Origin of the sequence: Rhodobacter aestuarii, from assembly GCF_900156655.1 — a bacterium.
Taxonomy (GTDB): domain Bacteria; phylum Pseudomonadota; class Alphaproteobacteria; order Rhodobacterales; family Rhodobacteraceae; genus Rhodobacter; species Rhodobacter aestuarii.
Window position 1 is genome coordinate 128,603 of the sequence record NZ_FTOG01000007.1, and the last position, 12,110, is coordinate 140,712.

Annotated in this window: 12 protein-coding genes; 4 read left to right on the forward strand and 8 right to left on the reverse strand. The window is 60.5% G+C overall.

Annotated elements, in window-relative coordinates:
- Positions 1-85: 85 nt before the first annotated feature.
- A complete protein-coding gene (locus BW967_RS11265) occupies positions 86-844 on the reverse strand; it encodes a M48 family metalloprotease (protein ID WP_076485170.1) in 759 nt (252 codons plus the stop codon).
- Positions 845-967: 123 nt separating this feature from the next.
- Here BW967_RS11265 and BW967_RS11270 point away from each other — a divergent pair, with 123 nt between their 5' ends.
- Positions 968-1,222, forward strand: coding sequence for a hypothetical protein (locus BW967_RS11270; RefSeq protein WP_076485171.1), 255 nt, complete (start codon positions 968-970; stop codon positions 1,220-1,222).
- A gap of 21 nt (positions 1,223-1,243) precedes the next feature.
- Here BW967_RS11270 and panC read toward each other — a convergent pair whose 3' ends face one another.
- The 6 genes from panC to BW967_RS11300 all read right to left on the reverse strand — a co-directional run bounded on the left by panC (position 1,244) and on the right by BW967_RS11300 (position 9,695).
- Positions 1,244-2,083 (reverse strand): pantoate--beta-alanine ligase, encoded by an 840-nt coding sequence (panC, locus tag BW967_RS11275; RefSeq protein WP_076485172.1) that lies wholly within the window; start codon positions 2,081-2,083, stop codon positions 1,244-1,246.
- The gene (gene panB, locus BW967_RS11280) at positions 2,080-2,904 is read right to left on the reverse strand and encodes a 3-methyl-2-oxobutanoate hydroxymethyltransferase (protein ID WP_076485173.1); all 825 of its coding nucleotides are present in this window, start codon (positions 2,902-2,904) and stop codon (positions 2,080-2,082) included. The genes panC and panB overlap by 4 nt, the downstream gene beginning before the upstream one ends.
- Before the next feature lie 157 nt (positions 2,905-3,061).
- Positions 3,062-3,910: a L,D-transpeptidase gene (locus tag BW967_RS11285; protein ID WP_076485174.1), complete on the reverse strand. Its 849-nt coding sequence runs from the start codon at positions 3,908-3,910 to the stop codon at positions 3,062-3,064.
- Between the two features lie 191 nt (positions 3,911-4,101).
- Entirely contained in the window at positions 4,102-5,307 is a 1,206-nt protein-coding gene (locus BW967_RS11290; protein WP_076485175.1) for an aminopeptidase P family protein, read from the reverse strand.
- 184 nt (positions 5,308-5,491) lie between these two features.
- Positions 5,492-8,563 (reverse strand): efflux RND transporter permease subunit, encoded by a 3,072-nt coding sequence (locus BW967_RS11295; protein WP_076485176.1) that lies wholly within the window; start codon positions 8,561-8,563, stop codon positions 5,492-5,494.
- Between the two features lie 10 nt (positions 8,564-8,573).
- Entirely contained in the window at positions 8,574-9,695 is a 1,122-nt protein-coding gene (locus tag BW967_RS11300; protein ID WP_076485177.1) for an efflux RND transporter periplasmic adaptor subunit, read from the reverse strand.
- Between the two features lie 278 nt (positions 9,696-9,973).
- Between BW967_RS11300 and BW967_RS11310 the strand changes: the two genes are divergently transcribed.
- From BW967_RS11310 to BW967_RS11320, 3 genes are all read left to right on the forward strand, one after another.
- Positions 9,974-10,267, forward strand: coding sequence for a hypothetical protein (locus tag BW967_RS11310; RefSeq protein ID WP_245826538.1), 294 nt, complete (start codon positions 9,974-9,976; stop codon positions 10,265-10,267).
- A complete protein-coding gene (locus BW967_RS18725; RefSeq protein WP_083952172.1) occupies positions 10,261-10,590 on the forward strand; it encodes a hypothetical protein in 330 nt (109 codons plus the stop codon). The genes BW967_RS11310 and BW967_RS18725 overlap by 7 nt, the downstream gene beginning before the upstream one ends.
- A gap of 179 nt (positions 10,591-10,769) precedes the next feature.
- On the forward strand, positions 10,770-11,261 hold the full coding sequence (locus BW967_RS11320; RefSeq protein WP_076485298.1) for a cytochrome b: 492 nt from the start codon (positions 10,770-10,772) through the stop codon (positions 11,259-11,261).
- Positions 11,262-11,264: 3 nt separating this feature from the next.
- On the opposite strand, the gene BW967_RS11325 is transcribed toward BW967_RS11320, so the two are convergent.
- Positions 11,265-12,044 (reverse strand): alpha/beta fold hydrolase, encoded by a 780-nt coding sequence (locus BW967_RS11325; protein WP_076485180.1) that lies wholly within the window; start codon positions 12,042-12,044, stop codon positions 11,265-11,267.
- Between the last annotated feature and the right edge of the window lie 66 nt (positions 12,045-12,110).

The window sequence follows — 12,110 nt, forward strand, 5'->3', positions numbered from 1 at the left end:
GGCGCTTGTTGCCATGATTCAGATCAAAGCCCCCGGAGGTGGGGCTTTGGGGAGCCTAACTCACAGAGGCGTGAGGAAAAAGTGATTAGATGCCGCTGCCAGATTTTGCACCCGCACGCAGCTGCGCCACGGTGCGACGCACCAATGCGATGCGCTCTGCGTTGGAGGGATGCGTGCCAAGGAAGCTGTGGCCCGGATCGGCGAGTCGCGTGAAGAACAGCGCCCCATGCGCGGGATCATAGCCCGCATTCCACGCGATGATCGTGCCGAGCTTATCGGCTTGCAGTTCATAATCTTTGGAATAGCGTCGCGCGCCGAGTTCGGCACCGAAATCCTGCGCCTGTTGGATCGTGCTTTCGTCGCCCCCCGAAGCAGCGGCAAGCGCTCCCATGATCAAGGCGCCGCGATTGGCATCGGTGCTTTTGGCTTCAAGGTGGCCCAAAATGTAATGCGCCGCCTCATGCCCCATCACAAAAGCCAGTTCATCGCGGTTCCGCGCCTCAGCGATCAGTGCAAGGTTGAAGGCCACCACGGGACGGCCGCGCCGATCCACGGTTTGCAATGCGTTGGGCGTGCTGTCGGGGCGGTCATCGACCATCACCTGATAGTCGCAGTTGCGCCCGCGCGTCCGCGCGCGGCATTCGCGCTCGATCCGGGGTTCCATGTCGGCGGCTACGGCGATGAAGTTTTGGGCAGCTTGTTTGGCACTTGGCCCCGGTTCCGCGCTCACGACGGGCGGCCCCGAGTGCGGCAGCGGCGTGCGGACAACGGTTCCCGGCGGCGCCTCGCAAGCGGCCAGCATGATCGGCAGGAAAAGACAGGCAAACAGTCGGTTGCGATACATGCATAGGCCTCGAAATCGTGAGTCCATGTTATCGGCCCGTGTGCCGCTTGCGCAACGCGCAAAGACGTGAAGGGCCGAAACTTTACCCTTGCCGCTGCAAAATGCTGCGCTAGCATCGTGGGTATGTTTACAATCGAGCACGAATTCGACGCCACCGTGATCACCCTTGTCGATGAAGGGGATGATCCGCGCGATTACTTGCAAGAAGACATCACGATCCAGTCGTTTGAAGACTGCGTTGTGGTGGAGCAACTGGATGAAAACACGGAAATCGTGATGCGGGTGGTGTTCTCGCACGCGCAACTGCGGGAACTGGCCGCGGCGCTGGATCTGCCCGAGGGGGTTTACCGGCTGCAAAACCGCAAGCCCAAAGCCTGAGCTTGCGGTTTCAGATACGGATCAGACCGCGATATTGTCGATCAAGCGCACATCGCCAAGCATGACCGCGGCGAGCATCCGCGCGGGTTCGGACAGGCTTTCCAGCGGGCGCAGCCCGTCCGCCGTGCGCAGTTCCAAATAATCCCAAGTGCCAAAGCCCTCAGCCTGAAGGGCGTCTTTCGCGGCGTTGAGAGCTGTCTCAACCGGTGTGCCTGCGCGAATCGCTTCGGCGGCGGCTTGCATTTGGGCGTGCAGCTTGGGGGCGCTGGCGCGTTCTTCGCTCGTCAGACGCACATTGCGTGACGACATCGCCAGCCCGTCCTCTTCGCGGATGGTCGGGCAGCCGATGATGCGGATCGGAATGTTCAGGTCTTCGACCAGCCGTTTGACGACTTGCAACTGCTGCCAGTCTTTTTCGCCAAAGAAGGCGCGGCCCGCTTGGGTCATACCAAAAAGCTTGCTGACAACGGTTGCCACCCCATCGAAGTGACCGGGGCGAAATGCGCCTTCCAAAGGTTCGGAAATTCCGGAAACGGAAACTTTCGTTGCAAAACCATTGGGGTAGACTTCATCAACCCCCGGCGCAAAGAGCACGTCGACCCCTTCCGCCTCCAAAAGCGCCAGATCATGCGCCTCGTCGCGGGGGTATTTGGTTAGGTCATCGGGGTTATTGAACTGCATCGGGTTGACGAAGATCGTCACGATCACCCGGTCCGATTGTTTGCGGGCCTCGCGCACAAGGCTCATATGCCCATCATGCAGCGCGCCCATCGTGGGGACCACGCCCACCAACATGCCGGACCGTTTCCAGGTTGCCACCTTCTCGCGCAATTCAGCGGAAGAGCGGATCACTTGGGTCATTTGCCTGCCTCATCAAAGAAAGAATGTTCTGCGGCGGGGAAGCTGCGCGCACGCACTTCGGCGGCGTAATCGGCCACGGCTTGCACGGCGGTTTTGCCAAGCTCCGCGTAGCGTTTGACGAATTTCGGTTTGAACTCGGCAAAGAGGCCCAGCATGTCGTCAATCACCAGCACCTGCCCGTCACAGTCCACGCCGGCTCCAATGCCGATGGTGGGAATCGTCAACTCGCGCGAAATCTCGCCCGCAAGGCCCGCAGGTACCTTTTCGAGCACCACCGAGAAGGCGCCCGCCTCGGCCACGGCATTGGCATCGGCGCGCAGACGCGCGGCATCATCGCCCTTGCCCTGCACCTTGTAGCCACCGAGCGTGTTCACCGCCTGAGGTGTGAGCCCAATATGGGCCATCACCGGAATGCCGCGGGCAACCAAAAAGGCGATGGTCTCGGCCATATGCACGCCGCCTTCCAGCTTCACCGCGCCCGCGCCGGTTTCGGCCATGATCCGCGCGGCATTGCGAAACGCTTGCGCGGGGCTTTCTTCATAGCTGCCGAAGGGCATATCGATGACCACAAGCGCGTGGTTCGAGCCGCGCATCACCGCTTGGCCGTGCAGGATCATCATGTCCATCGTGACGCCGAGCGTCGAAGGCAAGCCATGCAGCACCATGCCAAGCGAATCGCCCACCAAAAGCACGTCGCAATCGGCATCGGCGAGCTTGGCGACGGGGGTGGTGTAAGCGGTCAACACAACAACAGGTGCCTGCCCTTTTAGGGCGCGGATATCGGTGGGCATCAGCCGTTTCAGGCGAGCGGTGGCACTCATGGTAAACCTCCCTTTCCTTGCGCGCAGGCATAGACCCTCTGCCCGGGATTTGCAAAGCGGAACGCTGCGGCGCAGCGCGTGCGGAAGGGCTTGCCTTGGTGGGCGAACACGAAAAAGGGGCGGGAAGACCCGCCCCTGATAGATCCTGTGGAAAAAATCAGTTGGTCGCGCGCTCTTCGGCCGAGGCAACGGCGGCAGCGTGCTGTTCCGCCTCTAGCTCCTCGGCATCGCGGATCTTGCCTGCTTCCCAAGCCGCCTCATCCGCCGCAATGATCTTTTCGGCATCGGCGGGCACGACGTAGCCGCTGTGCAGCTCATGCATCGGGCCTTCCATCTCAAGGCTTTCGGCGCGGGTGCGCACCCGGACCTTGGTGCCGAGTTCGGTTTCATCAAACATGTCGATGATGTCTTGGTTGAAGAGCCGAATGCAGCCCGCCGAGGTGGCCTTGCCGATGGACGACGGGTCCATCGTGCCGTGGATGCGGTAATAGGTGTCGCGCCCATTGCGGTAGAGGTAAAGCGCACGCGCCCCAAGCGGGTTATCCAGCCCACCCTGTAGGCCACCCGCCAGCGGGCCGTAAAGCGCAGGGTCAGACCGGACCATCCGCGCCGTCGGTTGCCAATAGGGGTATTCTTCCTTGCGCGATATCACTGCATTGCCAGAAAAACCGCGCCCCTCTTTGCCAACGGCAATGCCAAAGCGCATCGCCTTGCCCTCTTCAACAATGTGATAAAGCAGCCGGGCATAGGGGTCGATCACAACGGTTCCCGGTGCTTCGGGGCCCTTATATTCAACCCAGCGGCGACGGTTGCGCTCCACCAGATAGGCGGGGTCCACCGCCGGAACGACACGTTCCCCATCCGCACGGGCCTGATATTCGCGCGGCACTGCGGAAGACGAAGACAGCCCGGCAGGCGTCATCGGATCAGCGGCGCAGCCTGCCAGAAGGGCAGCAGCGACAAGCCCCGCGAAGGGCAAATGAAATCGGGATGAGAAAAGGGACACGGGGCAGCACCTGTCGAATGAAACGAATCCCCCGGCAGCTGGGGGCTGTGAACCGCAAGGACGCCGTGCATAGGCCCTAAGGTCAACCCCTTGGGCCGCGGAAACCGCGCCAATCTGCCCGAAATCGGTGCAATCGCGCGGCTGAGGGCATGGCTGATGCGGGGGCAAGCAGTGCTGCCCCCGCGAAACGTTTAGCCCACCACGTTGAAGTCGGGGCCATAGGGGTATTTGGTAATGTCCTCAGACCCCTCTTCGCCGATCACCAAAATATCGTGCTCGCGGTAGCCACCTGCGCCGGGCATTCCTTCGGGAAGCGTCAGCATCGGCTCCATCGAGATCACCATGCCGGGTTCGAGCACGGTGTCGATATCTTCGCGCAACTCTAGCCCCGCCTCGCGGCCATAGTAATGGCTGAGCACGCCAAACGAATGACCGTAGCCGAAGGTGCGGTACTGCAGCAGGTCACGTTCGGCAAAGAAGGCGTTGATCTTTTGCGTGATCTCATCGCAGCGCGCGCCGGGCACCAAAAGGCTCATGCCATATTCATGCGCGGCGACATTGGCCTCCCAAATCTTGCGGCTTGCGTCATCCACTTCGCCGACGAACATCGTGCGTTCGAGCGCAGTGTAATATCCCGAAATCATCGGGAAGCAGTTGAGGCTTAAAATATCGCCGCGCTTGAGTTTGCGCCCCGTCACCGGGTTATGCGCGCCATCCGTGTTCAGCCCTGATTGGAACCACACCCAAGTGTCGCGGTATTCGGCATCGGGGAAGCGCTTGGCGATTTCCGCTTCCATTGCATCGCGACCCGCCATTGCCACGTCAATCTCGCGGATGCCTTCTTTGATCGCATCATGGATCGCATAGCCGCCCACATCGGCCACCGCTGCGCCATGTTTGATCAGCTCAATCTCGGCTTCGGATTTCACCATCCGCTGCGCCATTGTGGCGGGGGCCACATCCAGCCCGCGCTTCGGCTTGAGGAAATGGCTGAATTTATCGGCGTTGATCATTGTCAGATGATCGGCCTCGCAGCCAACCGCTTTTCCGGTGCCGATGATATGGGCGACGGCGCGCCAATAATTATCGCGCGCCCAATCGGTATAGGTCAGCGCTTCGCCGTGGCAGCGCCGCCACGGCTGGCCCGCATCAATCCCCGCCGAAATCACCACCGAACGATCTTTGGTGACAACAAGCCCATAGGGCCGCCCAAAGCTGCAATAAAGAAAGCCCGAGTAGTAAGCGATATTGTGCATCGAGGTCAGCAGCACCGCATCAAGGCTGTGCAGTTCCATCACATCGCGCAGGCCCGCAAGCCGGGTTTCATATTCCTCGGCACTAAAGGGCAGGGGGGCTTTGGGGCCGTTTTCGCAACTGTAAAATTCGGGTCTTTGCATCTTTTGTCCTTTGGTCCGCTGGGGACCCTAAAAGATCCCGGCGTTCAGGACGGTTGTGGGCGAACCACAAGCATCAGGCAAGTATGCCCTGTGGCGACGCCATCGCCACGGCTCACACCCAGAATGGCAAAGGGGCGCGGGGCTTGCAAGCGCCCCACGCCCCTTCGGTTCAGATTTGCGCGGCTTAGCCTGCGGCCAGCCGTTTTTCGTTTGCGGCTTTGAACGCCTCATCCGAAGGCGCAATGAAGGTATAGAACATCGGCACCACGAACAGCGTGAACATCGTCCCGATCAAAAGGCCCGAGAACATCACGATCCCCATTGCCTCGCGCGCCGCGGCGCCCGCGCCTTGCGCCAGCACCAAAGGCACCACAGCCAAAGCCATCGCGGCTGTGGTCATCAGGATTGGGCGCAGGCGGGTTTTCGCGGCGGCCACAATCGCCTCGCGCCGGCTCAGGCCCTTTTGCTCGCGTTGTTGGTTGGCGAATTCCACCATCAAGATGCCGTGCTTGGTGATCAGGCCAATCAGCGTGATCAGCCCGACTTGGCTGTAGATGTTGAGCGTGCCCATCCCAAGGTTAAGCGGCAAGATCGCGCCAAAGATGGTGAGCGGCACCGCCATCAAGATGATGAACGGGTCGCGGAAGCTTTCAAACTGCGCTGCAAGCACAAGGTAGATCACCAGCACCGCCGCACCAAAGGCCAGCAAAAGCGTGTTGCCCTGCGTTTGCTCTAGCCGCGATTGGCCCGTGTAATCGAGGAAGAAGCCCTCCGGCAGCACCTCTTGCGCGATTTGCACAATCGCCGCCAAACCATCGCCCGAAGATTGGCCGGGGATCGGCAGCGCCGAGATCGTGGAGGAGTTGAGCTGGTTGAACTGCTCCACCGTTGAAGCGATCGAGTTGGATTTGTGTGATACCACGGAAGAGAGTGGCACCATATCGCCGGTGGAGGCACGCACGAAATAACGCCCCAGATCCTCTGGGTTGGCACGGAAGTCCTGCGGCACCTGCAAGATGATGTCATAGCTGTTGGAATCGCGGTCGAACTGCGCCACCGAAGCACCGCCGACCATCAGGCCAAGCGTGGTGGCAATATCCGAAACCGAGACATTGAGCGCCGCCGCGCGGTCACGGTCAATCGTCACCACGACTTCGGGCGCATCAACCGAAAGCGAGTTTTGCACGAAGATGAATTTATGCGTCGCCATCGCGCGTTGGCGGATTTCTTCTGAAATCTCGGCCACGCGATCCACCCCGTGGATCGATTGCACCACCACCGAAATCGGCAGGCTGCCGCCCGCACCGGGCAGCGTCGGCGGGGCAAAAGCAAAGCCCTGCAACCCGGTCGAGGCATCAATGCCCGCCTGCACATCGGTCTGGACTTCTTTTTGGCTGCGATCGCGATCGGCCCAGTCTTTCAGCGCCCAAATCGCGATCCCCATACTATCGGCGCCCCCAAAACCCGCGATGGAGAAGGAGGTTTTCACCTCTGGGATCGCGCTCGTTTTTTGGTTAAGCGCGTCAATGTAATGCGCGGTGTAATCGGAGGTTGCGTAGCGCGGGCCTTGTAGCATCGCGATCACCGCGCCCTGATCTTCTTCTGGGGCAAGCTCGGTTTGCGTGCGCGGGAACATAAAGCCCATCGTGCCGATCAGCACGACGACGATCAGCAGTGTCACCGGGCGATAGTCGAGCGAGCCAGAGACGCGCCGCTCATACCAGCCTGCGAAGCGCTCAAAAGTGCGGTCCACAAAGGCGGCAAAACCCGTGGCATGGCCTTCTTGCAAAATCCGGCCTGACATCATCGGCGTAATCGTCAGCGCGATCAGGCCTGACAGCACCACCGAGCCCGCGAGCGTGAAGGCAAATTCGGTGAAAAGCGAGCCTGTCAGCCCGCCGGTGAAGGCCAAGGGCGTCAGCACGGCGGCCAAGGTGATGGTCATCGCCACCACCGCGCCCGAGATCTCTTTCATGCTTTGCACGGCGGCGGGGATCGCTTTCATCCCCTCTTCTTCCATGTGGCGGTGGATGTTCTCGACCACGACAATGGCGTCATCCACAACAAGCCCAATGGCCAGAACCATCGCCAAAAGCGTGAGTAGGTTGATTGAGTAGCCAAGCGCCAACAGCACCGCCATCACCCCAATCAGCGACAGCGGGATCGTGACAATCGGCATCACCACCGAGCGGATCGAACCAAGGAAGAGCAAGATCACCACGACCACAATCGCCACCGCCTCGGCAATGGTTTTGAACACCTCAACGATCGAGGCGGAGATTTGCTCGGTCGTGTCATAGACCAGTTCAATCGTCATGCCTTCGGGTAGGGTCGCGGCGATGTCGGGGAGTTCGGCGCGCACGGCGGCGGCGGTATCAAGCGGGTTGGCGGCAGGCGTTGGGTAAACGCCAATGAACGTGCCGCGTTTGCCCGCAAAGGTGACGATCTCGCCGCTGTCATCCGAGGCAAGTTCCACCGAGGCAACATCGCGCAACCTGATCACCGCATCGCCATCGGCCCTGACTGGCAGCGCGCCAAAGGATTCGGGCGTTTGCAGGGTCGATTTCAGCGTGATCGACTGGGTGACATAGTCGTTTTCCGTCTTGCCCGGCGCGGCCAAGAAGTTCGAGGCGCGGATCGCGGCCAGCACTTCGGCGGCAGTCACATTGCGCGCGGCCAGTTTGAGCGGATCGAGCCAGACCCGCATCGCGTAGTTCGAGGCGCCAATCACCTCAATCTCGGCCACGCCCTCAATCGTCGACATGCGTGGCCGGATCACCCGTTCCAAATATTCGGTCAGTTGTTCGGGCGTCATATTGGGGTTCAACACCGCCAAATACATCAGCGCGAAGGTCATGCCGGTGCCCTTCACAATCACCGGGTCTTCGGCATCGGAGGGCAGTTCCCCGCGCACCTCTTGCACCTTTGACATCACCTCGGTCAGCGCGGCATCCGGGTCCGAGCCGAGCTTCATATTGACCGAGACCTGCGAGACCGAGGGCATCGAGCTTGAGGCCACATAGTCAATGCCTTCGGTCGTTGCCACAGCGGCCGAAATCGGCGCGGTGATGAAGCCCTGAATAAGGTCAGGCGAGGCGCCCACATAGGTTGTGGTGATGGTCACCACGGTCTCATCGACCTTCGGATATTCGCGCACCGGCAGGTTGAAAAACGCCTGAATGCCAAGCAGCAGCATAAAGGCGGCCAGCACCGTTGAAAGCACGGGGCGGCGGATGAAGATTTCAGAAAAATGCATCCCCGTTCCCTCAGTTTTCGGCCGCTGGCGCGGGTTCAACAAGGCTTTGGCTGTTGTCGATGAACACCTGCGCGCCCGAAGTCAGCTTGTTTTGGCCCGCATTCACCACTTGGTCGCCAACCGAAAGCCCTTCCAGAATTTCAACGCGCTCGCCCGCATGGCGGCCGACTTTGATAAAGACCTGCTTTGCTTGCAGTTGCGGTTCATCGGCGCCTTCGGGCGTGACCTCGCGCACCACAAAGACGCTGTCGCCATAAAGGCTCGCCGTGACCACGGTTTGCGGCAGCGCGATGATGTTTTCCTCAACCGGGAGCGCCACGCGCACATGCAAGAACTGCCCCGGCGTCAGCCCACCTTCGGCATTCGGCACCTCGGCGCGCATTGTCACAAGGCGCGAATTTGGGTCGATCTTCGGTTCAATGCCGCTGATCGTGCCTTCCAGCGCCATATCTCCCGCTTCTGAAGTGAGGTTCACCACCATGCCGGGTTTTACCAGCGCGGCTTGTTGTTCGGTCAGAGCGAAATCAACCCGCATGTGGGAGCGGTCTTGCAGCGTGGCATAGGGCGTGCCCGCCGCGACAAAGGCCCCAGTTTCAATTTGCGGAATGCCGACCGTGCCATCAAAGGGCGCGGTGAGTTGTTTGGTGGAAAGCGTCGCTTCAATTTTCGCCACGGCGGCACGGGCTTCAAGCGCGGCGGCTTCGGCGGAATCGAGGGCTGAAACTGCAGAGACGCCTTTTTCGCGCAGCTCGCGGGCGCGTTTCAGCGCGGTTTCCGCTAAATCAAGCGCGGCCTTGGCCGAGGCGAGATCGGCACGCTCTTGGCGGTCGTCGATCTGCACCAACACCTGCCCCTTTTGCACCGTGTCATTCGCCTTGAAACGGATTTCACGCACGATGCCAGCAGCCTCCACCGCCAGATCGGTGCCGCGCGCGGCTGAGGCCGTGCCAATCGCCTCAATCCCCGGTTCCCAGCTTCCTGCCGTCACCTCAGAGACCGACACCGGAACCGGCGGCGCTTTCATATTGGCGAAGATGTTCGTCATCAGCTGGCTCATGAAAAGATTGAAGCCGATGATCCCGCCCGCCACGATGACGAGGGCGATAATGGCGATAAGAAAGCGTTTGATCATGGGCGGCTCCGTTCATCTCCCGATGGGCGGTCACGCCCAAGAGCCCGAGGGCGAACCCGGGCAATGTTGCGCGCAACATGAGGTCGGCGGGGCAGAAAGACAAGCCGCAGGCCCTTGCATTGCCAGCAACCGTTGCATCTTGGTGTCGATCGTGGCCTGCGCCGACGAAGAGGCAGGCAGCAGATGTTAAGGTTTTGTTAACCCTCCTGCCCGAGCCTATAGGTTTAGCGCCAAACGGAGGGCTTAGCTTGCGGAGGCGTGTCAGACATCTTCTGATATTGCTCGGGCTTGTCGGCTGCACGGCTTCCCCCGCCCCCGTGTTCTTTGGGGCGGCACGCCACGATCTGGTGCTTGAGGGAATCGGCTTCACCGTTTTCGTCAAAAATAGCCATGCCGAGGTGGTGCGGCTGGGCTATTTGCCCCGTAAAGCGCGCGATCCGGTCCCTGCCTTGATGGTGCGCGCGGCGGAAGAAGCTTCTGGCTGCCGGGTGACTGGCGCGGCGCGCGGACTGTGGCGCTCCCCTTCCTTGCCCGGAGACACGGGCGAGGCGCGATTTGCATTGGCGTGCTGAACCGGCATGCGCTGGGGTGCGACATTGCGCCACGCGTGGGCAAAGGGTTGCAGGTATCGCAATATGATTCAGATCAATTTTCGGCCCGAGAAAAGATGATTGAAATTTGCATGAAACGCGTTGCTTTGGAGGATAACATGACTCGTCTATTCGGCATTATCTATGCCCTTGCCGGGCCCACGCTGGCCGGCATCCTCATTACCGCTGCGCTGACCATGAACATGATCAACACGAAATCCATGATCTACGCCGCTGCCATCGGGTTTATCGTTGCGCTACCGATCGCATGGATCGTTGCCAAACAGATCAAGGACAACGCGTGAGCCAATGATCTGCGGCAGAACGCAGCAGAGATAGTCTTATTTTGAAATCGGAAAGATCGGCAGCGCCCGGGGATGGGAAGGGGCCTGTGGCTGCGCTGATCTATCCGCTTGCGGGGCAAGAAGGGCTGTGCAAGCCTTTCTTGCCCCGCGTTTCATTCATGCTCTCTGAGGAGGATTCCATGTCCGCTCCGCAAGGATACAGCCGCGCCCAGATCGCTTTGCACTGGATTGTTGCCGCGCTGATCATTCCGCAATTCATCTTTCATGACTTCATTAGCCACGCCTTCTCCGCTTCGATGAAGGGGGAGGCCGTGACCTTCAACGCCGCCGTACCGCTGCATGTGTTCACCGGCGTGCTGATCCTCGTCATGGTGATCTGGCGCATGGTGCTGCGCTTCACCCGTGGCGCGCCCGCGCCGGTGCCGACCGACAACCCGATGATGACCAAAATCGCCGCCGCCGTGCAGCACACGCTTTACCTCGTGCTGATCTTGATGGTGATCAGCGGCGGCATGGCTTGGTTTGGCGGCCTTGGCTTTGCCGCAGGCGTTCATGGCGTGATGAAGTTCGTGCTGATGCTGTTGGTGCTGATCCACATCGCCGGTGCCGTGAAGCAGCAATTCATCGAGAAAACCGGCGTCATTGGCCGGATGATGAAAGCCGCCGACTAAGGCCTAGCGCGTCAGGAAGGCCGCAATCGCGGCTTCCACCTGTCTCGGGCGCTCGGCATGCAGCCAATGGCCCGCGCCCTCAATCACTTCAAAATCCGCGTGCGGGAACAGCGCGCGGATTTTTTCATGGTGCTCGGGCAAAAGGTAATTTGAGTTTCCGCCCGAAAGGAACAGCGTTTGCCCGGCAAAGGGTTTCACCCCAGTGGGCAGATCGGGCCAGCCCAAAATCGCGGGTAGGTTTGCCTTCAGCGCCTCCAAGTTGAGCTTCCAGCGCACCGGGCCCTCTCGCAGTTCGAGCGATTGGAGCAAGAACGCGCGGGTGCCCTTGTCGTGCACGCTTTCCGAAAGGCGGCGATCCGCTTCCATGCGGCTGGTCAGATCGTCGATCTTCAGCCCCTGCATGGCCGCAATCAGCCCTTCATGCGTTGCGCCATGCCCATAGGCAACGGGGGCGATATCGGCCACCACCAACCGCTCCACCAGACCGGGGTGCATCAATGCCAGCATCATCGCGGTTTTGCCGCCCATCGAATGACCAAGCACATCACAGGCGCGGCCCTCGGCCTCGATCACTTGCGTAATATCGGCGGCAAGCTCTGGGTAGGTATGGCTATCATCCCAGAAACTGTCGCCATGATTGCGCAGATCAAGCGCCAGCACGCGCCGTTCAGCGCTGAGGTTTTTGGCAATCACCCCCCAATTGCGGCCAGAGCCAAAAAGGCCCGGGGCAATAAGAAGCGGCGGAAGATCGGTTTCGGGGCCATGGGCTGTGACGTTGAGCATATGCGAGACTTAGCGCAGCGGGCAGGGTGCGACCAGTGGGGCGTTGCGCGACTCTATACCAAAGCG